This window comes from Nocardia sp. CS682, from assembly GCF_004634405.1.
GTDB lineage: Bacteria > Actinomycetota > Actinomycetes > Mycobacteriales > Mycobacteriaceae > Nocardia > Nocardia ninae.
The window spans coordinates 8036632-8058264 of sequence record NZ_CP029710.1 but is presented as its reverse complement, the minus strand read 5'-3'; the positions used below and the strand labels follow the sequence as shown (position 1 = coordinate 8058264).

Genomic DNA, 21633 nt, shown 5'->3' with positions numbered 1-21633 from the left:
AGGAAGTCGAATGCAGAAGTCGCGCTTGACAATTGCCGCTGCCCTGATCGCCATCGCCGGTTCGGTCGTTGGTGCCGCACCAGCCGGTGCGGACACCTCCGACGCCCACAAGCTCTCCGTGGCGAACGCGGCGCGCGCGCAGTATGGGGCTCCTCCGATGACCTGGAACTCGGGCTTGACCGCCGAAACACAGCAATACGCCGCAGCATGCAAGTTCCAGCACTCGGATTCGCGCGGCCGCTACGGCGAGAACCTCTATGCGGGCACCGGCAATCGCAGTTTCGAAGACGCGATGAAGAGCTGGATGGCAGAGGCGAGCAAGTACGACTACAACAATCCCGGCTTTTCCCCCGAGACAGGACACTTCACCCAGGTGGTGTGGAAGGCCAGCACACAGCTGACCGTTGGCATTGCTTCATGCCCCGCAGGCACCATCTTCTCCCAGCCCAGCACCTACATAGTCGCCCGCTACACCCCGCCGGGAAACGTCAGGGGCCAGTTCCCGCAGAACGTCGGTCGTCCGCAGAACTGAGCTGCCCCTCATCCCGCGCTCCCGCTGGAGTGGGGACGCGGGAGAGGGCGCTGGGCCACCAAATTTTCGGCCCGGTGATGCTGAAAAGTGCTGGGATGACTACGGTCCGGACCAGGAAGGTGTCCAGCAGAATACCCAGCCCGACGATGATTCCGAGCTGCGTGAGGATGATCAACGGCAGGACGCCGAGCACACAGAACACGGCGGCCAGGACGATGCCCGCGCTGGTGATGACGGCGCCGGTGGCGGAGACGGCCCGGACGATGCCCTGGGTACTGCCGTGGTCGGGTGTTTCCTCGCGCGCTCGGGTCACCAGGAAGATGGTGTAGTCGATACCGAGGGCTACCAGGAAGAGGAAGGCATACAGCGGCGCACTGGTGTCCAACGCCGGAAACCCGAAGAGGTGCAAGCCGATCCAGGCCCCGAGCCCGAGCGCGGCCAGTGCGCTGAGCACCGAGACGCCTACCAGCAGCACGGCGGCGGGGACGGCACGCAGCAGGGCGAGCAGGATCACCGACACGACGGCCAGGATCATCGGAATCACCACGCGCTGATCGTGTTCGGCGGCTTTCCTGGTGTCCAACCCCTCCGCGTCACCACCACCGACCAGTGCCCCGGGTACCGACGACAGCTCGGTCCGCATCGACTCGATGGTGGAGAAGGCTTGCGGGGAACCGGGTTCGGCGTTCAGCACCACCGACCACCGCATCAGTCCGGACGGCGCGGTTCCGGTCGGCGTCACCTCGGTAATGCCTGGCATGGCACGCAGCTTCTGCTGGACCTCGGCCCCCGCATCGGCCTTCGCCAGCACGATCGTCGGGTTGGCCGCACCGGCCGGGAAATGCGCGGACAGGGTGTCGAATCCTTCGACGGATTCGGCGCGGACCCGGAACTGATCGGTCTGCGACAACCCCACGTCGGTCCCGATCAACCCAGCGGCGCACCCGCCGAGCACCACTAGCGTGCCGCAGGCGACGATCACCGGCTTGCGCACGACCCACGCGGCGATCGCATGCCACATCCCCTGCTCCGCCGCCATCCGATCGTCCGCCTGCGGGACGAACGGCCAGAAGACATTGCGTCCGCACAAGGCCAGCGCGGCAGGCAGCGCCACCAGAACGAACACCAGAGCCACCACCAGCCCGGCGGCGGCGCCCACACCGAGACTGCGAGTGTTGGGCAGCGAAGCCAGCAGCAGCGTCAACAGTGCGGCGACGACGGTGACATTGCTCGCCAGGATCGCCGGTCCGGCATGCCGGACCGCGTGGCGCAACGCGGCCCGATGATCGGCATGGCGATGCAACTCGTCGCGGTAGCGCGAGACCAGCAGCAGCGCATAGTTCGTCCCCGCACCGAAGACGAGCACGCTGGTGATGCCCGAGGTCGAGCCGTCGAAGGCGAGCCCGGTCCACCGGGCCAGTCCGGTGCCGACGGTGGCCGCGACCCGATCCGCCGAGCCGACCACGAGCAGCGGCACCAGCCACAGCACCGGCGACCGGTAGGTCACGATGAGCAGCAACGCGACGACGGCAGCCGTCACCGCGAGCAGGGTGATGTTGGCACCGGCGAAGGAATCGGCGATGTCTCCGCCGAACGCGGGCCCGCCGGTCACTTGAATATTCAGATCCGCCGGTTGCCCGGCTTTCACGGACTCGCGCAGTTCGTCGATGCGGTCGGTCAAGGCGAACCCGCTCAACTTCGCGTCGACCGGCAGCCGTCCGATCGCGGCTTGCCGATCGGGCGAAATGGCCAGCTCACCGAGCCGGACCCGCAGCTCCGCCACCTCGTCGGCAGCCAATTCGGCGCCGTCGGTGCGGGTCACCACGACCACCGCGGGTGCGGTACCCGCATCCGGGAACTGAGTGAGCAGCTGTTTGACCCGCGCCGATTCCGCGCTGCCCGGCAAGGAGTTCGGCGCCTCCCCCGCGGCGTCGTTACCGCCGATTCCACCGATCAACCCGGCCGACACAGCGGCGAGCAACACGAGCAGCAACCATGACCTACGGGCGGTGACCGCGGTCGCGAACCGATCCCACATGCGCATCACCACACGATGGCAGAACCGCTGCCGGGGCGCGCGTTGTCACCCCGGCCACGTGGGGATGATCACGGCCCGGTAGACACGGCTCAGTCATATTTCGTCAGGCGAATCCGTAGATCTTGCCTACCTGCATCTGCTGGGGGTCGAAGGTCGTTGTCTCGACCTTTCCGGAGCCCGGTTTGGTAAGGCTGATCGTGGCGTCGCCGGTGAAGGACACGCGCTGCGGGCACTCGTCCTCGTTCCAGACAGTCGTCTGCCTGCTGAACAGTCCATCTCGCTCTCGAAGCAAGACGCGGCAACCAGGCGGGTGGTTGTAGATCTTGTGCGATTCCGTGACGACTTCGTGGCTTCCGTCGGGACTCACGGCGACGGCCACGACCTTGCTTTCCTCTGCGACGAAGCTGTGCACGAACATCGAAACGGCCCACACGGGCACCAGCACGAGCCCCAGGGTGGCGGCAACCGCGAGCTGACCCGGACTGCGGCGCGGACCCACCCTCGCCACGGCGAGCAGTAGCACGGCGGCCGTCCAGCACGCCGCCGGAGCCCATACCGGGACCCAGTCGAATCGATAGAAGCGGTCGGACTGAAACCACGCGGGCCCGGCCGCGACTCCCACCGCGAAAAGCGCGAGGACAGCGACCATCCAGATGATCCGCTGCCTGCGACGCACCCGGTCGGTACCGCCGCCTGCCTCGTCCGGCACCGGAGAAACGTCGTCGTTCGTCGTCGCGGTCATCAGACTGCCCACCTCGTGCACATCACGTCCGACTCCGTCGGTTCGGACACCCGGTGAGCTTAACCGAATCATCGAGAAAGTAATGGGGGCAACGTAACTCGGGGCGTGCGGGCGACTTCTGGCGCCGGATAACTTGATGGCATTCAGCATCAGCATCCACCGAAGGAGATCGAATGCCCACCTCTCGAACCGCACTGCGCAGCGCTGTCGTCGGCGCCGTCTTCGTGACCATGACCGCGATCACGGGCGCGAGCGCTTACGCCGAGCCGACGGAACCGCAGCCGAGGCCGTCCGCGGAATCGATCAATTGCGATCCGAACAACATGAATTGGGCAGCATGCCTGCTCAGCGGCTCGTCCTCGCTGTCGGCGAAATAGCCTGACGTGGCATGCGGTCCCGGCTCGAAGCTCTCTGCACAGAAGTTCGAGCCGGGTGACCGCATGAACAAGCTAGCCGCGTCCGATCAGTGTCCGACCACGCCACTCAGTTCATTCGGCGTGGCGGCCAGTGTCGCGCTCGCGGCCACCGCGCCGGTGCTCAAGTCGATCCGGTGCACCTGCTTGGTCGCCGGATCGGACACGTAGGCCATTCCGTCGCGGCTGAACAGGGCCGGGCGGGGATCCTGCCACTTCAGCGGTTCCTGCCACGGCGCGAGCACCGGGATGGAGCGGGTGATGGTGCCCGCCACCGGGTCGATCACGTGCAGGCGGCCGTCGGTGCCGAGGACCAGCGCCTCGCCTTGCGGGCCGCGGGCCAGCGAACGGAAGGTGTAGCTGGTGCCGATGTCGACCAGACGCAACGAGCCACTGACCGTGTCGATGAGCGAAATCTGCTGGGGGCGTTCGAGTTCGGCGTCTTTGTCCTGCTTGTAGTCACCGAGCACGATCGGCGAGACGTCGCTGCCCGCCGCATTCCCGATGCGGCCGTAGGGAGTCGGGCTGGTGACCTTCGTGATGGCTCCGTTGCGGTAGACGAGAACGCCTGTCTGGCAACCGATGACGATCGCCTCGTCCTTGGCGGCGGCTTCACCGTGCACGCCGGGGCAGTCCTCGTTGCGGGCGATCTCCTTGCGCTGCGCGTCCAGCACCACGGCCCCGACCCGCTTCTCGTCGGTGCCGAGCGTGACCAGCAGATTGCCGTTCGCCAACTGCACCGCGACACCGTGGTGCGGGCTCGGCGTGCGGTAGACCTCCGTCTCGGGCTTCTTCCCCGAGGCGAGCGCGGCGGAATCGAAGGCGGTGACCTCGCCGGTGCCATCGGCGAACAGCACCGTGCGGCCCGCGTGGCGCACCACGTGCCCGGGCTTGGCGGCAGGGAATTCGGTGCCGGTGAATTCCGTGGCGGCCGCGTCGAAGACCTTGAAGCCGTCCTTGACCGTCACCATCAGATGCCGGTCGTCGCCGGCCGGGTTGAGCCGATTGAAGCCTTCCAGTTGCACCTCTCCGGTCTTGGCCAACGTGGTCGGGTCCAAGACGTAGATGCCACCGTCATAGGTGAGCGCGATCGGCTCGACACCGTGCTCCGGTGCCGCCGAATCAGTGGAATCATTTGTACCGCAACTGCTTACGGCAACAACCGAAGCGACGATTCCGGATAGAGCCACTGTCTTGGTGGCTCGTGACCGCATGTGCATTTACTACTCCGTGTTCTCGTGGGGTATCAGGTGGGAGGTGCGGTGAGACCGCGCACGATCGCCGCGGTATTCGCGCGCGTCATCTCCAGGAAGGTGGCCGCGCCGCCGCCCGGTGCGGTCAGCGACTCGGTGTGCAGCCCGATGACCTGCACCCGCACCCCGGCTTGGTCGGCCAGCACGCGAGCGAGCTTGTCCGGCTGGGAGGAGTCGACGAAGATCGCGCCGACCCCGGCGGTCCGGATGGCGTCGGACAGCGAGCTCAGATCCGACGAGCTCGGCGAGGCGAGCGTCGTGCCGCTGGGAATCACCGCCCCGACCACCTGGAAGCCGAAACGCTGTGCGAGATAACCGAAGACGTGGTGGTTGGTCACCAGTTTGCGGCGTTCTGCGGGAATGCTCCCGAACTGCTCGGTGACCCAGTGGTCGAGCTGGTCGAGCTCGGTCAGGTAGCGATCGGTATTGGCACGGATCGCCGTGGCATCGACCCCGTCGACGTGCTCGATGATCGAGGCAGCGATCGCCGCCACCGCCGCACGTACCCGTTTCGGATCGGTCCAGAAGTGCGGATCGGGGCGGCCCGCGGATTCGTCGGAGCTGTAGCTGATCGGGTCGACGTGCTCACCGACCGCCAGCGTCGGCACCCCCGCGCTCTCGGCGGCCGCCACATGGCGCGCCACGCCTTCCTCCAAGCCCAAGCCATTGTGCACGACGAGCGCGGCACGGTCGAGCTTCGCGGCCTGCTGAGCCGAGGCCGCGAACGAGTGCGGGTCGGCATCGGGGGCCATCAGCACCGTCACCTCGGCGGTGTCGCCGGTGATGACGCGGGTGAGATCACCGAGGATGTTGGTGGTGACCACGATGCCAGTGCGATCACCGCCGCTTCCGGTGCACGCGGCGAGCAACGGAGCCAGGACTGCCAGCGCGGCGACTACGCGCAGCATGGTTTTCATTCGCCGGTCTCCGTCATGTAGGCCGGCGCGAGCTCGGCGGTGAAGGTGCGTGCCAGACGCAGGTTGTCGTTGTAGGCGATCTCGTAGACCTTCCCGCGGGGTGCGTCGTTGACGTACGCACGCTGGGAGTCGACCAGGATCGCCGGTGCGGCGGCGCCGTCCGCGATCGGTTCGAGCAGCGCGACCTGCGCTGTCTCACTTGCGGTTCCGGGGTCGAAGCTGTGCAGTACACCGTCGCGGGTGAGGGCGAGCAGCGTGGCACCCTCGCCCGCGGTGTTCACCGCGACGACCGGGCCGACCGGTGCCAGCGTCCAATTCTTCTTCCGCACGTCGAGCGTCCAGAATCCCTGCTCCCCGGCGCGGGCGGTGAGCGTCGCACTGCCGGGCCGATGGGTGAACTCCACGGCGCGGTCGGCGGCGGCGACCTCGGCCGGGTAGCGGACCTTCTGTCCGGTGAAGCTGCCTTCCACGCCGGTCACCACCAAAGCACCATCGGCACAACCGAATACGACGCCTCGGCGGGTCACCGCACGGCCGCGCGGGTCCGGGCACGGTTCGGCGATCGTGGTCACCACGGCGTTGTCGCGGGTACGCACCTCGACCTTGTCGCCCGTCGCGACCAGCAGGTGCGCGGCATACGGCAGCGCGGCTCCCGCGGTGATCCGGCCGCGCTCGACGATCGAGCCCTGATCGAGCGCGGGGCGGTCCAGCAGCACCGTGGCGCCGTCTTCGAGCACCAGCGCCGCCAGCACCGGATCACTGTGCGCAGCCACCACCTGCCCGCTCAGGGTGCCGACTTCGCGGACCGGGGCACGGTAGTAGTGCACGTGATCGCCGTGATCGACCATCCAGCCGCCGCTGTCCACTATGCGCGTCGAATTACCCACGCTCACATAGCCGTAGCGGCCGTCGCCGACGATGCGGCGCACGCCCTCGGCCCGGCCCGCGTCCACGGACTTCTCGGTGGTCAGATCCAGGACCTTGATCGCGCCTGCGCCACGGTCGGCGAGGATCAGCCGTGATTGCGGCTCGGCGGCCTCCTCCGCGCCGGCCACATAGCCGTGCGGCGTCTCGACCGGCGGGGCGGGCTCGGGGGTTGTTCCACAACCGGCCAGCGGGACCACGGCAAGCGCACTCGCCGCTACCGCCGCTGTGCGAATACCTTTGCCACGCAGCCGGTCCCGCACCGCAGCCGCCAGCGCGGACAGGAAGAACAGGGCGACCGCGACGGCGGCGATCGTCGCGCCGCCCGCCGTCCCCGCGTGCCAGGAGATCAGCAGCCCCGTCGTCGTGGCCACACCGCCCAGCACCGCGGCGAGCACCATCACCATCGGAATCCGGTCGGCCCAGTACGTCGCGGCCGCGGGCGGTGCGATGAGCAGCCCGAACACCAGCAGCGTGCCGACGATATGGAAGGACGCGACGATCGCCAGCGTCACCAGTCCCACCAGCGCCACGTGCGCGAGTTGCGGACGCAGGCCCAGCGTGTGCGCCTTGCGCGCATCGAAGGTCAGTGCCACGAACGCGCGATGCCCGAGCGCCGTGATGAGCGCCGCAATACCCAGCGCCACAACGAGATACAGCAGGTCCCGGTCGCGCACCGCCAGCACGTCGCCGAACAGGAACCCGGTCAGGTCGACCGCGAACGACTGCGAGCGCGACACGATGATGACACCCGCCGCGAGCATGCCGACGAACAGCAAACCGATGCCGGTATCGGCCGACAACCGCTTGTTGCGGCCGATCGCGGACACACCCACCGCCATTGCCGCACAACTGATCGCGGCGCCGATCAACAGATTGCCACCGAGCAGCGATGCCACCGCGACGCCGGGCAGCATGCCGTGCGCCATCGCGTCCCCGAGAAAAGCCATGCCGCGCACCACGACCCAGGTGCCCGCGAGGGCACAGATGCAGGACACGAGCAGGCCGCCCCACAGCGCCCGTTGCACGAAAGCCACCTCGAACGGGGCGAACAACCACTCCATGCGCCCTACAGTAGAATGAAAACGATTGTCATTACAAGTGAGGTGAAATGATCCACACGGAGACCCCGAGTGCGCTGCGCCTGGACGGCCTGTCCGCGGGTTACGCAGGTCGTACGGTGCTGCACCAGGTGAGTGGCGTGATTCCAGCCGACAAGGTCACCGCGATCATCGGCCCGAACGGGTCCGGGAAATCGACGCTGCTCGCGGTGCTCGCCGACGTGCTCGCCCCCGCGGCGGGGACGGTCGAGCGGATCACCGAGCGCAGGCCTGCCTTCGTGGTACAGCACACCGTGGTGCCCGCGACATTGCCGATCACGGTGCGCGAGACGGTGGCGATGGGCCGCTGGGCGCACCGCGGCCCATGGCGGCGGCTGACCCGGGCCGACCGCGCCCTCGTCGATACCTGCCTGGAGCGTCTCGGCATCACCGACCTGGCGGGCCGCCGGCTCGATACCCTCTCCGGCGGTCAGCGTCAGCGTGCCCTGCTGGCCCAGGCGCTGGCGCAGGAGGCCGAGGTACTGCTGCTCGACGAGCCGGCCGCCGGGCTGGATTCCGGTTCCCAACAGGAGATTTCGCGCGCCATTCGAGAAATCAGCGACGGCGGGGTGACCGTCGTACAGGCCACCCACGACGCCGAGGAGGCGGCCCGCGCCGACCACTGCCTCTACCTGCGCGACGGCATCCTCATCTCCGAGGGTGCACCCGATGACGTCCTCATCCGATACCGCGCCGTGCCGCCCACCGCGGACGAAAGGGCCCCGACACCCTCGGCACCGACCGATTCGACAAAGCCGGCATCCCGGCCCCAGGGTTCTTCGGCCCACTCGACGGCGTGTTCGAGATCGTCTGCGGCGCTTTGATTCTGGCCGGGCTGCTCACCCGCCTCGCGGCGCCCCCGTTGGGTGCAGATCCCTCGGAGTCGGTGCGGATTTTCCGGAGCGCCCCCGGCACAGTGACTAGTACTCAGGTTTGCTGGACGGGCTCGTAGATTTCGGCGCCGAGCCCGAAGGTCCATGCCACTCCTTCGCGGGCGGTGCGGGTCGTCGGCGGGACGCGCAGCCAGTAGGTGCGGTGGGTGCCGTCCGGCTCGGGGGTGGAGTTGACGACTTCGACCATCACCACGTCCTCGTCGCCGACGAGCTCGATCCGCCAGAGCACCCCGGTTTCGTCGCGGTGGATCGGTTGCGCGCCCGATTCGTCGAGATAGCGGTCGTAGCCGTAGTACTCGAGCATGATCCGGCGCAGTTCGGCATTCTCCTCCGCGCGAATCTGCTCCGGAGTCAGTGCCCGCAAACTGTCGAGGAAGTCGGCGCTGACGGACATGCCGCGCCATGCGTGTAGCTCGAAGCCGTCGGGATAGGCCAGCGCGGGGCCGTCGCCGCGGTCGAGGCGACCGGCTTCGTCGCGGTGCAAGGCCGTCGGGCGTTCGCTGATCAGGGCGACCTTCTCGTACGGCCACCACCAGCCTGCTTCCCTTGCCACCGCGGCCAATCCGCCGAGAGGCGCGCCTGCGTCGGTGTCGAACGCGCACAACCATGCGGAATCATGGTGGCCGAGTACGGCATCCAGCAGCAAAAGACGGACCTGGGTGCGCTGCTCGGCCGTGCTCGCCGCGGCGTCGATGACACCTTCACGCACACGATCGACAACGGTCTGCGTCAGCTCCCACAGGCCCGCACCGGTGGCCTGCCAGTGTTCGTTGAACGCCTTCGACCCCAATTCCGCATGTACACGGGCACGTTCGGCTGCCCACGGCGCGCTACGGACCGCTTCACGCACGCTGGCACCGCGCTCCCCCAACTCTCCCGCCGACAGCAACCGCACCGCCGCCAAAGGCGAACCGAACCATTCGATTCGCTCGGGCTCGGCCAGGCCCGCCTGCCGGTAGGCCGCACGCACCCCGGCCTCCGCCGCCGCCCGATCGCCGGCACCGGTCCTCGCCGAAATCGCCCGCCACACATCACGTTCCGTCACGTCTTCACTCTTCCTGTGCTCGTAAGGTTTTCCGACGCTGCGATGTTCAGTCGGCGACGATTCGCACCGAGCCCGGCACGTACTCCCGCTGGCGCACCACCCGATACCACCCCTTCGGCAGCGTGATGGCCGCATGCTCTTCGTGCACGACGCGACCGCCCTCGGGCAGGTGCAGCAGCATCGGCCCGAACACACTCGCCTCGCGAATCAACCTGCCGGGACCGGCGATTGCGTGCGCGTGGCCGGTGACTTCGCCGAGCGCCAGCACCAATCGCCCTCGGCCGTCGCGGGGTTCCGAGACCGCGTGCACGGCCGTTTCCGGCACCGCGCTCTCCGCCAACGGAACGATCAAGACGTCGCCTTGCCGATACATGATTTCTCCTCCCACCGCCGGCCCGAGATCGATGCCGTGCCAAGGACGGTAGCGGCGGGCACCGACAAACCCCGCCCGCTGCCCCGGATGTCGGTAGGGCTTGGTAGAACTCACCTCATCACTATCGAAACAGGACAGAAGGGGCGGGGACGTATGAGCGAGCGAATCGTGTCGCAGTGCGCAACGCGCATGCCGGAGCCGAGCGCGAGCGAGGTGCAGGCATGAGCGTCGGGGACCACTTGCAAGAGTTCGGCGGCTTGCCCGCGTACGACTTCCCGACCGCCGATCCGGAAAGCCCGCAAAAGTCCGCAGGCGTCGTGCTGCCGGTCACCGACTCGGTCGCCTGGCGCATCGGTGTCCCCTCCTACGAACCGGAAGAATCCTGGGCCGCGGCCTTCGCCGAGTTTCTCGACACCGTGGACACCACCGAGGTGCGGGCGCTCATCGTAGGTTGCTGGACCGAGGCGTACGAAACCAAGCCGGACGAGGTCTTCGAGGCCTTGCTCGACGCCAAGGATCGGTTCCCCGCACTGCGCGCATTGTTCCTCGGCGACATCGTCGGTGAGGAGTGCGAGATCTCCTGGATCCACCAGGGGCAACCGACGGTGCTGCTCGAGGCCTTCCCGGAGTTGACCGAACTCGGAATACGCGGCGGCCAGCAACTGGCGTTCCCGGCGATCCGCCACGAACGTCTGCGGAAGCTGACCGTCGAAACCGGCGGTATGCCCGCCGAGGTGGTGCGCGGGATCGCCGCGAGCGACCTGCCCGCGCTCACCCACCTCGATCTGTGGCTCGGCACCTCGGAGTACGGCGGCGACGCAGGCATCGCCGATCTCGCCCCGATCCTGGCCGGCACCCGGCTACCGAGCCTGACGCACCTCGCGTTGCGCAACAGCGAGATCCAGGACGAGATCTGCGCCGCGCTCGCGTCGGCGCCGGTGGTCGCCCGCCTCGACGTCCTCGACGTTTCGATGGGCGTGCTCACCGACGACGGCGCCGCCGCCCTGCTCACCGGACAACCGCTCACCCATCTGAAATTCCTCGACCTGCACCACAATTACCTGTCCGCGGCGATGCGCACACGGTTGACCGAAGCACTCGCTCCTGCCGGGGTGAAGCTGAACCTGGATCCCGACGACGCCTACTCCGACGAAGATGAGGACGCGGGCACGGTCTGGCGCTTCGTCGCGGTCGGTGAGTGAGTCGCGACGCTGGGTAGTCGTCGGCAACAGCGAGAATCGCCGGGTCGGACTGTTCCTCGACACCGCGCGGGCGGCCGGTGCCGCCGAGCCACGGGTCGTCGAGTGGCGTGACGTGCTGCGCGACGGCGGGCACGACTTCGCCGACGACGAGATCGTCCGGCTCGATTCGCCCGGGGAGAACCCCGGGGTGGACGAGCTACTGCGCGGTGTGAAAGATCCAACCCGCGTAGAAGGTTCGGCACAGTGGTACGCGCGGTTCCGCGACGCGGTCGGCTCGCTGCGCGGCGGGATCCGGCTGGACGATCCGGCGGAACTGGCGCTGCTGTTCGACAAGCGACTGTGCCATGCCCGCCTCGACGCCGCGGCCGTACCGGTGCCACGCTCGCCCACCTCCGGTGCCACAGCGCCGCTGCGAGGCTGGTCCGACGTGCGAGACCGCATGCGCGACGCCGGCCTGCACCGCGTCTTCGTGAAGCTCGCGCACGGATCCTCCGCATCGGGTGTGCTGGCGATCGAATCCACCAGCACAGGCCGGCTGCGGGCAACCACGTCGGTGGAGGTCGCGCCCGGCGGCCGGCTCCACAACTCGCTCAAGATCCGTTGCTACACCGACGAATCCGAGATCGCCGCGATCGTCGACCGGCTCGCGCCCGATGGGCTGCACATCGAACAGTGGGTGCCGAAGGCTGCGCTGGCCGGCCGGACCGCCGACCTACGGGTGCTCGTCGTCGCGGGCCGCGCCACCCATGCCGTGGTGCGCACGAGCCGGGCGCCGATGACCAATCTGCACCTGGGCGGCACCCGCGGCGACCTCGCCGCCGTTCGCGCGGCGGCGGGTCAGCACTGGGATGAAGCGCTGACGATCTGCGAACAGGCCGCCGCCTGCTTCCCCGGAACGCTCTGCGTCGGTGTCGATTTGCTGCCCTCGATCGGCTGGCGGCGGTTCACGGTCGGCGAGGTCAACGCGTTCGGCGATCTCCTTCCCCGACTCACCGGACTACCCGAAGGCCCCGCCGCAGGAATGGACACCTACACCGCACAACTGGTCGAAGCGCCATATTTCATTGCGCGACAGCGGGATTCATCGAAGGAGAGGTATGCATCGGCCTGACATGAACGAGGTCGTCGGCCGCGACGATCTGCTGCTACTCACCCTCGACACCCTCCGCTACGACGTCGCGGTCGAGCTCGCGGCCGCTGGCAAACTGCCGAACCTGTCCGCCCATCTGCCCGGCGGCACGTGGGAGCAGCGACACGCACCAGGCAATTTCACCTACGCCTCCCATCAGGCGATATTCGCCGGATTCTTACCCACGCCCGCAGCACCGGGCCCACACCCCCGCCTCTTCGCCGCGCGCTTCGCCGGTAGCGAGACGACCGCCGACGGCACCTTCGTCTTCGACTCCCCCGACCTCGTGACCGCGCTCGCGGACCGCGGTTATCACACGGTATGCATCGGCGGCGTCGGGTTCTTCAACAAACAAGGCGCCCTCGGCAACGTGCTGCCTGGATTGTTCGCCGAAAGCCATTGGGAGCCGGAGTTTTCGGTAGCATCGCCCAGTTCGTTCGAATCTCAGGTAGCCCGCGCCGAGAAAGTGGTCGCCGACCTCCCCGCCGAGCAACGACTCTTCTTGTTCCTCAACGCTTCCGCGCTTCATCAACCCAACTGGTTCCACCTGCCCGGAGCCACCCGCGAAACCGGGGACAACCGCGAAACACACGCTGCCGCTCTGCAATACATCGACGGACACGTGGGCCGCTTGTTCGACGCCATGCGCTCCCGGCGGCGCTGCTTCGCCATCGTCTGCTCCGACCACGGCACCGCCTACGGCGACGACGGCTACACCGGACACCGGCTCGGCCACGAATCGGTATGGACCGTCCCCTACAGCCATTTCTTCCTGGAGCCTTCCGCATGATCGACACCATCGCGCTACCGCGGCCCTACCAGAACTACGTGTACGCGTATCCGCACAAGACGGCGTACCGGCCGCTGACACCGAGTCCCGCACTCGCCGAGCTGTGGGCAGACCAACCCAGACAAGCGCTTTCGCTGTATCTGCACATCCCGTTCTGTGAAGTGCGCTGCGGCTTCTGCAATCTGTTCACCCGGGTCGGCGCGCCGGACGGGCTCACCGGCCGATACCTCGACGCCCTCGCCCGGCAAGCGCAAGCCGTGCGGGCGGCACTCGGCGACCGAGAACCGGTGCGTTTCGCGAATGCCGCGTTCGGCGGCGGCACTCCGACCTATCTCGAGGCCGCCGAGTTGTCGCGACTGTGCGATATCGCCGAGGTGCTCATGGGCGCCGACCTGCGGTCCATTCCACTGTCGGTCGAGACCTCGCCCAGTACCGCCACCGCCGATCGCCTGGCCGTACTCGCCGAGCGAGGAACAACCCGGCTGAGCATCGGCGTGCAGAGCTTCATCGACGAAGAGGCCCGCGCCGCCGTACGACCCCAACGCCGCGCCGAGGTCGAGGCGGCCCTCGGACGCATCCGCGACACCGTCGTCCCGGTCCTCAATATCGATCTGATCTACGGCATCGACGGTCAGACCGAGGCGAGTTGGCGCCTATCTCTCGATGCCGCACTCGCCTGGCGACCCGAAGAGATCTACCTTTATCCGCTCTACGTGCGCCCGCTGACCGGACTTGCCCGTCATGCCGATCCCGCTGTCGCGGAACGCGACTGGGACGAACAGCGATTACGGCGCTACACCGAGGGGCGTGATCATCTGCTCGCGCACGGCTATACGCAGGTCTCCATGCGCATGTTCCGCCGAACCGACGCCCCGCCACAGGGACCCGACGATTACGCCTGCCAGACCGACGGCATGATCGGCCTCGGTTGCGGCGCCCGCTCCTACACCCGCGCACTGCACTACTCGTTCGACTACGCGGTCTCCATGCGGGAGGTCCGCACCATCATCGACACCTACACCGCCACAACTGATTTCAGCCGCGCGGTCCACGGACGAGCGATCGATCAGGACGAAGCGAAGCGCAGGTTCCTACTCCAGTCGCTGCTACAAGCCGACGGCTTCTCGACCGCGGACTATCGACTTCAGTTCGGCAACGACCCGTGGCAGGACTTCCCCACCGAATTGCAGACGCTCGGTGACCGTGGCTGGCTGTCCGACACCGAACCCGACCGCCTGCGCCTCACCCCCGACGGCCTCGCCTACTCCGACGCGATCGGCCCCGAATTCTTCTCGCCCACCGTGCAAGCGGCCATGGCCGCCTACGAACTGAGATAGCCGTGGACCTGACCATCCTCTACCGCGGCCCACTCGCGTCCTGCGACTACGACTGCCCGTACTGCCCCTTCGCCAAACGAAGAGACAGCACCGCACAGCTGCACGCCGACCGGGCCTGCCTCGAACGATTCACCACCTGGGCGCACCAGCAGACCGGAGACCGGCTCTCCCTACTTTTCACCCCGTGGGGCGAAGGCCTGGTGCGCTCCTGGTACCGGCGTGCACTGGTCGAGCTGTCCCACGCGCCACATATCGACCGAGTCGCCATCCAGACCAACCTCAGCTGCCGCACGAACTGGTTGTCCGACGCCGACCCCGACACCCTCGCCCTCTGGTGCACCTACCACCCCGGCCAAACCCCCTACCACCGCTTCCTCGACAAAACCCACCAGCTCGCCGGTGCCGGTATCCGCTTCAGCGTCGGAATAGTCGGTGTCCCCGAACATCTCGAACACGCACAACGGCTACGAACAGACCTCCCCGACCACGTCTACCTCTGGGTGAACGCCGCTGAAGGCCACACCTATACCGACGCGCAAGCCGAGCACTGGACCGCCCTCGACCCCCTCTTCCCCTTCAGCCGCCACCCCCACAACTCCGCCGGACAAGCCTGCCGCACCGGTTCGTCGGTCATCTCCGTCGACGGCGACGGCACCGTCCGCCGCTGCCATTTCGTCCGCGACCCCTTGGGAAACCTCTACGACAACTCCTACCGCAGCGCCCTGACCCCGCGCCCCTGCCCACTCACCATCTGCGACTGCCACATCGGCTACGTCCACCTCGAAACGCTCCCGCTCTACGATGTTTTCGCCGGTGGCGTCCTCGAACGCATCCCTGCTCGACTCGGCGCAGCCGACCTCGGCGTCCCCCAGTGGCACGGAATTGCCTGACCCGCCGCGCGGACAACCTCGCCCGCCCGACATCGAACCAGCCCTGATCGCACACAGCGACCGCACCTGAACGACATAGGTCTACGGCCGGTCCTCACCTTCCGGCGCAGGCCGACCAGGCAACGGATGCGCCATGAACCCGTCAGCGAAGAACATCACCGACCCACACCGATCACACCGATAAGCATGCTGCTTGACGACCTGCTGCCCCAGTTCGCTCGGATGATCGGTCAACAGACCGGCATGCCCGGTGACAAACCCGAGCACCCCGATGTAAGTCCGCTGCCGTTCACACCACGCGCACGTCAAATCAACAGCCTCACGACGCCGACGAATCTCCGCTTCCCGCAACGCTATCCGCTGCTCCACCTGCTCGACATAACGTTTGCCATCCGCCACCGTCAGCCGCTCCGGCTCACTCCACGGCCCTTCATACGCCCCATCCACCGCCGTCCGCAGCTGCACGAACTCCGCCTCGGACCGCCGCACCACCCGCGTCCCCCGCAACCCACCCGCCACCCGAAAACTGATCTCCGCCCGCGAAACCCCACCGGGCAACCCCCGCCACATCCGCACCCGCTTAGGATCATCCGCATCCGGCTTGAACTCGATGCCCCCATCCGCCACACCCGCACGATACCGCGATCACCCCCACCCCAAGTGACGCCCCGGTAACCGTCAACTAAACGGTCCCGCCCCACTCGTCAGCGACCGACCGCGGTTGGGTTGAACATGTGGTCGTCTAGCTATGAACGTGGATGACGATAGCCGTGGCGTTATCGTTCCCCCCTGCCGCATCAGCCGCGGCGAGAAGTTGCCGGACCATCATGTCGGGTGAACTCCGCTGCTTCAGTACATCCAGGATCTGGTGGTAGTCAACCTGATCGGCGATACCATCGCTGCACAACAGAAACCGGTCCTCCGGTCGTACGCCCACGCTCAGCACGTCCGGCTCCGGATGCGCGCCGTGCCCGACGTATCGGGTGAGGTGGTAGCGCGCGGCGGCGGCTTGGGGTGAGTCCATGGGGTACCAGCCGTGGACTACGCCCAGCCAGGCCATGGTGTGGTCCGTGGTGAGCAACTCCAGTAGTCCTTCTCTCAGCCGGTAGACCCGAGAGTCGCCGATTTGCGTGATCCAGTACCCGCTCTCCGACTCGACCAGAGCGGTGAGCGTGCAACCTGCCAACCCCCCGACCCGCCGACCGATGTCTCCGACTCGCTGTTGAGCCGCCGCCATAGCCGCGCGCAGGACCTCTGGGGAGACTTTGCCGTCCGCCGCATCGACCCACTCGACGAAGGTGCCCACTGCGGTCCGCCCGGCAAGCGCGCTACCCTCGCTGTCGCCCATGCCATCCGCGACAACTGCAAGCAGGGGCTCCGGGTCCAGGTGCATGACATCGAAGTTGGCCGGGTAGCGATTTCCGATCTCGCTCCCACTTGCGGAGCTGAGTTTCAGCGTGGTCATCGCACCACTGTGCCATCAGCCCCGATCCGGGGCACCGGAACCGACCCGGCGTCTGGACAGTCGGCGCGAAGACGGAGCAACCATCAGTCGCCACTGCCACGACCCCAGACGCGCGCTTCGCTCAGCCTGTTACCAATCGCGAGTGGCGGTCAGTTCTTCTGGATCCGCGTCTTCGAACCCGTAAGCGTCGGCGATAAAGCAGAATTCCTCGCAGATCTCCTCGCGGGCAGTGGTTTCGATCTCACTGCCTGCCGCTTCGAACTCCGCTTCCAGTGCGTTGAACTCCTCGGTGGCGCGATGGGTGAGTTCGTAGAGTTTCGTCAGATCAGCAGGCGGTTCTGCTTCGATCTGCGCGCACAGTCGCCGGAGGATCTCGGTGCCTTTGTCCAGGACGTGGTTCGGGAAGTACGGGTCCTCGTACATCATCTGCAGGAACGCATGCTCGTTCACCTGCTGATTCGTGATCGTCACCGTCACTCTTTTCTCCCGCTCGAACCGGCCATCGGCCTGCGGTCACTGTAGCGGAGGGCCTTGCGGCGCAATCTATTACACGGCGCGGATTGCGCTCGTGGGGGTGCATCTCCTGGCGGATCCCTGCTCGCGGTCGCTGTAGACAGCTGTCTCTGCTCCCCTCAGCGTGGGGCCAACGGCCCTGCATATCGTCCGAACGCCTCGCCGGGTGGCAAGAGAAGTACCCCGACGTCACCGTCACCCGCAAGGTCTACCGCACCGAACCCACCGAGCAACTCGCGGAATGGTCGAACAGCGCCCAGCTGATCGTCGTCGGCAGCCGCGGCCGCGGCGGTTTCACCGGCATGCTGCTCGGCTCCACCAGCCACTTCCTGGTCCAGCATGCCCACTGCCCGGTCCTGGTCGCACATCCGGAGTAGCGGCAAGCCGCCTACAACCCGACCAGTGCAGGCGCTCCAGTGACGTGCGCGGTCAGGGCGGTCACGACGTGTTCGGCGTCGCGGTGCACGCCGCGCAGGGTGTTGGAGGAGAACGAGCGCTGAAATTCCAGCCCGACATAAACCAGTCCGGGGTGGGTCACGGACACCCCGTCCCGGTGCAGCGGATAGCCATCGTTCAGGGCGCCGAGCGGGGCGAGGTAGTCCAGGTGCGGACGGTATCCGGTGGCGAAGATGACCGCGTCGGCGTGCTCACGGATTCCCTCGGTCCAGACGATCGCGTCCTGGTCGAAGCCGGTGAACATGGGGCGGCGGTCCATCCGTCCGCTGTCGAGGGCGTGCTGATAGTCGCCGGTGTCCATGACCAGCGTGCCGCCGACGTAGCGGATCAGCCATTCCGGTGGCAGCCGGTCGAAGCCGGTGTCGACCAGCCAGTGGTGGATATCGTGCCCGTCGCGGCGCTGCGGGAGGAAGTTGATCGGTCGATGGGTGGCGAGGGTGACCGTCGCGGTCTCGGCCAGTTCGTAGGCGACCTGGACCGCGGAGTTTCCGGCACCGACGACGATGACCCGTTGGCCTGCATAACGTTTGGGGTTGCGGTAGTCGGCGACATGCAGCAGGTCGCCGGTGAACTGCTCTTGTCCGGGCAGCCGCGGGCGGTGCGGATTGCCGAAAGAGCCGGTGGCGGCCACTATCCCGGCGGTGTGCAGCGTCTCACCGGCGGCGGTGTGGACGAGGAATCCCGTATCGGTATGGACTTCGACCGCTGCGACCGGGGTATGGGTGCGGATGTCGGCGTCGAGGGTGCTGGCGTAGCGGCGCAGGTAGTCGACGACTTCATCACGGTGTGGGTAATGGTCTGGGCCGCTGGGGAATTCAAGCCCGAGCATGGTGCTGTGCGCGGCGGGCGAGAACAGTGTGAGGCTGTCGTAGTAGCACGGCCAGGACCCGACGGGCTCGGGGCCGGCTTCCAGGAATACCGGGGCCAGCCCGTGGTCGAGCAGGGCGCGGGCGGCGCTGAGACCGGATTGTCCCGCACCGATGACAACGGCATCGATCATGAGAAGCGCTCTTTCCGTGGTTGTTTCGGGATGCTGGCCAGTGACAGGAAGGCCGCTGCCGCGGCGAGGGCGCCGAGGATGAGGAAGGTGCGGGCGTACCCGCCGACAGCTTCGGCCACGGCGGTGGCGGCGAACGGGGCCAGGGCCAGGCTGATGGTTACCGGGGCGGTCAGGACTCCGTTGAGCCGGCCGTAGTGGGCGATGCCCCAGCGGTCGGTGATGGCGGTTGCCTTCAGCAGGGTGAATACCCCGCGTGCCATACCGGCCACAACGGCGACGGCGATCAGCGCCCCTGCGGAGGTGAACATCGCGAGCAGTGCGGTGGTGGCGGCGATGGCGAGCAGGATCGAGAGTGTGCGGGTGCGGACGCTGGTGCGTGCCGCGAACGCGGAGTAGCCGAGACGGCTGGCCACCTGTCCGGCACCGCCGAGACCTAGTGCGACGGCGGCGATTCCAATATCGACACCGCGTTCGGTGAGCAACGGCACCAGGGTCACCACCGCCGCGAACGAAGCAAACCCCGTGACACTCAACGCTATCGCCAACGCCCAGAACGCGGGGCTGCGTGCGGTGCGGCCGGGATCGGTGAGGTGCGCGTACTCCGGTTCGGCCGCCGGGCGCGCCGGCCACGGCAGGGTCAGGCCGAACCAGTGGCCCGGAATCGTCACCACGGCCAGCACGGCAGCGAGCACCAAATATGTTGTGCGCCAGTCGAGATAGGCCGACAGCACTGCGGTCAACGGCGCGAACACGGTCGAGGCGAGCCCGCCGACCAGGGTGAGGGCGGTCAGTGCCCGGATCCGATCCGGCCCGTGCCAGCGGGTGACGGCGGCGAAGGCCGGCGGGTAGAGCACCGCGCCCATCGCCACCCCGACAAGCAGCCAGCCGAGGAAGAACCATACCGGAGTCGGTGCGAGCGCCACCAGGACCAACGCCGGAACCGCCAGCACCGAACCTGCTGACATCGCTCCCCGTGGTCCGTGCCGATCGAGCCAGCGCCCGACCGGGATCCCGACGAGGGCGGCGACGAGCTGCCCGGCCGAGAACGCCGCCATCAGCACGGTGGCCGACCAGTCGGTGTCGGCGATGATGTCACCCAACAGGACCGGGAAGGCATAGAACAGGATGCCCCAGCTGGTGATCTCGGTACCGCACAGGACCACCAGCACCCGCCGCAGTCCGGCCTGGCTCGCGGCGGGCGCGGGTAGCGCCGAAACTGCTTGCATCGCAGCGCTTCAGCGAGTGACGGTAGCCGACAGCGTCAAGTCCTGAAGCGCTACGGGCGCGGACAGCTCCGCGGGCGCCGCGCAGCAGCCACCGCCACTGCTCTCCTCGGCCGGCGCATCGAACAGCCCGGATCCACCGCAAACACCGGTGTCGGGCAGCACCAATTCCACCCGATCAGCGGCCTCCTGATCACCGGCCAGCGCGGCCGCGATCGAGCGGACCTGCTCGTACCCGGTCATCGCCAGGAAGGTCGGCGCACGACCGTAGCTCTTCATCCCGACCAGGAACACCCCCGGCTCGGGATGCGAAAGTTCCCGCACGCCATGCGGATACACCGTCCCACAGGAGTGCACGTTCGGATCGATCAGCGGCGCGAGCATGGTCGGCGCCTGCAAGGTGGCGTCCAAGCCGAGCCGCACCTCCGCCAACCAGGACAGGTCCGGCCGGAACCCGGTCAGCACCACGACCTCGTCCACCCCGCCCACCGGTTTCCCCTCGGCCGGGATCAACACCAGGCGGCCCTCGGCGTCGCGCTGCACGGTTTCGGTGCGGAATCCGGTGACCACTCCGATATCCCCGGCGGCGACCGCTTCCTGTGCACGCAGCCCGAGCGCGCCGCGCGCAGGCAGTTGGTCGGCCGCGCCGCCGCCGAACGTGGCACCGATCTCCCCGCGGCGCAGCAACCAGGTGACCCGGGTACCGGGATGCTGTTCGACGAGCCCGGTCAACACGATCAACGCGGTGAGCGCGGAGTGCCCGCTGCCCGCGACGGCGACGTGTTTGCCCGCGTACCGAGCAAGACCATCGGGACCGGAGAGGTCGGGCACCCGGTAGGAAATGCGCTCTGCCGCAGCGACTTCCCCAATCGCAGGCAGTCCGTCGCCGCCAAGCGGGCCGGGGGTGGTCCACGTTCCGGACGCATCGATCAACGCGCGGGCGGTGATTCGTTGCTCGCCGTCGGCGGTGCGCACGTGCACGGTCAGCGGCTCGCTGTCGCGCCCGGCATCCACCACCCGGTCGCGGCCACGCCGCGCCACACCGATCACTTCGGTCTCGAACCGCACCCGATCACCCAGGGCGGCACCGAGCGGACGCAGGTACTGCTCGACCCACTCCGCACCGGTCGGATACGACTCCGGGTCCGGTTCCTGCCAGCCGTGGGCTACCAACAGCGGCCGCGCGGCCGGTGCGATGAGCTCTGCCCACCGGGAAAACAGCCGCACATGGTTCCACTCGCCGACCGCCGCGCCGGCGTGCGCGCCGCGTTCGAGGACGAGCACCGGCAGCCCGCGGGCGGCGAGTTCGGCGGCCGCGGCCAGCCCACTCGGGCCTGCACCGACGACAACAACAGGGAGAGCACTCATGACCTTCTCGCTTCCATCGATCTGTATCGA

The 21633-nt window shown here is 67.6% G+C and carries 22 protein-coding genes and 1 pseudogene; 10 read left to right on the top strand and 13 right to left on the bottom strand.

Annotated features, from left to right (window positions below):
* Window positions 1–10: 10 nt before the first annotated feature.
* Window positions 11–532: a CAP family protein gene (locus DMB37_RS36490; protein ID WP_135236593.1), complete on the top strand. Its 522-nt coding sequence runs from the start codon at window positions 11–13 to the stop codon at window positions 530–532.
* Here DMB37_RS36490 and DMB37_RS36485 read toward each other — a convergent pair.
* Window positions 489–2576 (bottom strand): MMPL family transporter, encoded by a 2088-nt coding sequence (locus DMB37_RS36485; protein ID WP_135236592.1) that lies wholly within the window; start codon window positions 2574–2576, stop codon window positions 489–491. The two genes, DMB37_RS36490 and DMB37_RS36485, sit on opposite strands and share 44 nt — an antisense overlap.
* Window positions 2577–2673: 97 nt before the next feature.
* On the bottom strand, window positions 2674–3312 hold the full coding sequence (locus DMB37_RS36480; protein WP_135236591.1) for a hypothetical protein: 639 nt from the start codon (window positions 3310–3312) through the stop codon (window positions 2674–2676).
* A gap of 173 nt (window positions 3313–3485) precedes the next feature.
* Between DMB37_RS36480 and DMB37_RS36475 the strand changes: the two genes are divergently transcribed.
* Window positions 3486–3689, top strand: a complete 204-nt coding sequence (locus tag DMB37_RS36475; RefSeq protein WP_135236590.1) for a hypothetical protein — start codon at window positions 3486–3488, stop codon at window positions 3687–3689.
* 86 nt (window positions 3690–3775) lie between these two features.
* Here DMB37_RS36475 and aztD read toward each other — a convergent pair whose 3' ends face one another.
* From aztD to aztB, 3 genes are read right to left on the bottom strand one after another with little or no spacing between them, the layout of a single operon-like run.
* Window positions 3776–4945, bottom strand: a complete 1170-nt coding sequence (gene aztD, locus DMB37_RS36470; protein WP_135236589.1) for a zinc metallochaperone AztD — start codon at window positions 4943–4945, stop codon at window positions 3776–3778.
* A 26-nt stretch (window positions 4946–4971) separates the two neighbouring features.
* Window positions 4972–5895, bottom strand: coding sequence for a zinc ABC transporter substrate-binding protein AztC (aztC, locus tag DMB37_RS36465; RefSeq protein WP_135236588.1), 924 nt, complete (start codon window positions 5893–5895; stop codon window positions 4972–4974).
* A complete protein-coding gene (gene aztB, locus DMB37_RS36460; protein WP_135236587.1) occupies window positions 5892–7883 on the bottom strand; it encodes a zinc ABC transporter permease AztB in 1992 nt (663 codons plus the stop codon). Before aztB ends, aztC begins: the two co-directional genes overlap by 4 nt.
* A 47-nt stretch (window positions 7884–7930) precedes the next feature.
* Between aztB and aztA the strand changes: the two genes are divergently transcribed.
* Together aztA and DMB37_RS42080 are read left to right on the top strand one after the other, a co-directional pair.
* Entirely contained in the window at window positions 7931–8743 is an 813-nt protein-coding gene (gene aztA / locus DMB37_RS36455) for a zinc ABC transporter ATP-binding protein AztA (RefSeq protein WP_135236586.1), read from the top strand.
* Window positions 8716–8871 carry a hypothetical protein gene (locus DMB37_RS42080; protein WP_370465267.1) on the top strand — a complete coding sequence of 52 codons (156 nt, stop codon included), beginning with the start codon at window positions 8716–8718 and terminating at the stop codon, window positions 8869–8871. Before aztA ends, DMB37_RS42080 begins: the two co-directional genes overlap by 28 nt.
* Here the strand turns inward: DMB37_RS42080 and DMB37_RS36445 are convergent.
* Window positions 8847–9857: a DUF6745 domain-containing protein gene (locus DMB37_RS36445; protein WP_135236585.1), complete on the bottom strand. Its 1011-nt coding sequence runs from the start codon at window positions 9855–9857 to the stop codon at window positions 8847–8849. The genes DMB37_RS42080 and DMB37_RS36445 overlap by 25 nt on opposite strands.
* Before the next feature lie 46 nt (window positions 9858–9903).
* On the bottom strand, window positions 9904–10344 hold the full coding sequence (locus tag DMB37_RS36440) for a hypothetical protein (protein ID WP_240771823.1): 441 nt from the start codon (window positions 10342–10344) through the stop codon (window positions 9904–9906).
* Window positions 10345–10451: 107 nt separating this feature from the next.
* On the opposite strand from DMB37_RS36440, the gene DMB37_RS36435 reads away from it, so the two are divergent.
* The 5 genes from DMB37_RS36435 to DMB37_RS36415 are packed head-to-tail and all read left to right on the top strand — an operon-like array spanning window position 10452 to window position 15578.
* Window positions 10452–11432, top strand: coding sequence for an STM4015 family protein (locus tag DMB37_RS36435; RefSeq protein WP_135236584.1), 981 nt, complete (start codon window positions 10452–10454; stop codon window positions 11430–11432).
* A complete protein-coding gene (locus tag DMB37_RS36430; protein ID WP_240771822.1) occupies window positions 11425–12543 on the top strand; it encodes an STM4014 family protein in 1119 nt (372 codons plus the stop codon). Before DMB37_RS36435 ends, DMB37_RS36430 begins: the two co-directional genes overlap by 8 nt.
* Window positions 12530–13351, top strand: coding sequence for an STM4013/SEN3800 family hydrolase (locus DMB37_RS36425; protein WP_240771821.1), 822 nt, complete (start codon window positions 12530–12532; stop codon window positions 13349–13351). The genes DMB37_RS36430 and DMB37_RS36425 overlap by 14 nt, the downstream gene beginning before the upstream one ends.
* The gene (locus DMB37_RS36420) at window positions 13348–14688 is read left to right on the top strand and encodes an STM4012 family radical SAM protein (protein WP_135236583.1); all 1341 of its coding nucleotides are present in this window, start codon (window positions 13348–13350) and stop codon (window positions 14686–14688) included. The genes DMB37_RS36425 and DMB37_RS36420 overlap by 4 nt, the downstream gene beginning before the upstream one ends.
* Window positions 14689–14690: 2 nt before the next feature.
* Entirely contained in the window at window positions 14691–15578 is an 888-nt protein-coding gene (locus DMB37_RS36415; protein WP_135236582.1) for an STM4011 family radical SAM protein, read from the top strand.
* Between the two features lie 81 nt (window positions 15579–15659).
* On the opposite strand, the gene DMB37_RS40840 is transcribed toward DMB37_RS36415, so the two are convergent.
* From DMB37_RS40840 to DMB37_RS36400, 3 genes are all read right to left on the bottom strand, one after another.
* On the bottom strand, window positions 15660–16205 hold the full coding sequence (locus DMB37_RS40840) for a hypothetical protein (protein WP_167769043.1): 546 nt from the start codon (window positions 16203–16205) through the stop codon (window positions 15660–15662).
* A gap of 115 nt (window positions 16206–16320) precedes the next feature.
* A complete protein-coding gene (locus tag DMB37_RS36405; protein WP_135236581.1) occupies window positions 16321–17043 on the bottom strand; it encodes a PP2C family serine/threonine-protein phosphatase in 723 nt (240 codons plus the stop codon).
* Window positions 17044–17172: 129 nt separating this feature from the next.
* Window positions 17173–17514: a DUF5713 family protein gene (locus DMB37_RS36400; RefSeq protein ID WP_135236580.1), complete on the bottom strand. Its 342-nt coding sequence runs from the start codon at window positions 17512–17514 to the stop codon at window positions 17173–17175.
* A gap of 185 nt (window positions 17515–17699) precedes the next feature.
* On the opposite strand from DMB37_RS36400, the pseudogene DMB37_RS36395 reads away from it, so the two are divergent.
* Window positions 17700–17933: pseudogene (locus DMB37_RS36395) on the top strand (universal stress protein); the annotation flags it as partial.
* A gap of 11 nt (window positions 17934–17944) precedes the next feature.
* Here DMB37_RS36395 and DMB37_RS36390 read toward each other — a convergent pair.
* From DMB37_RS36390 to DMB37_RS36380, 3 genes are read right to left on the bottom strand one after another with little or no spacing between them, the layout of a single operon-like run.
* The gene (locus tag DMB37_RS36390) at window positions 17945–19012 is read right to left on the bottom strand and encodes an NAD(P)/FAD-dependent oxidoreductase (RefSeq protein WP_135236578.1); all 1068 of its coding nucleotides are present in this window, start codon (window positions 19010–19012) and stop codon (window positions 17945–17947) included.
* Complete coding sequence (locus tag DMB37_RS36385) at window positions 19009–20238, bottom strand: MFS transporter (RefSeq protein ID WP_135236577.1); 1230 nt, start codon at window positions 20236–20238, stop codon at window positions 19009–19011. Before DMB37_RS36385 ends, DMB37_RS36390 begins: the two co-directional genes overlap by 4 nt.
* Window positions 20239–20247: 9 nt before the next feature.
* On the bottom strand, window positions 20248–21603 hold the full coding sequence (locus DMB37_RS36380) for an NAD(P)-binding domain-containing protein (RefSeq protein WP_135236576.1): 1356 nt from the start codon (window positions 21601–21603) through the stop codon (window positions 20248–20250).
* Window positions 21604–21633 lie beyond the last annotated feature (30 nt).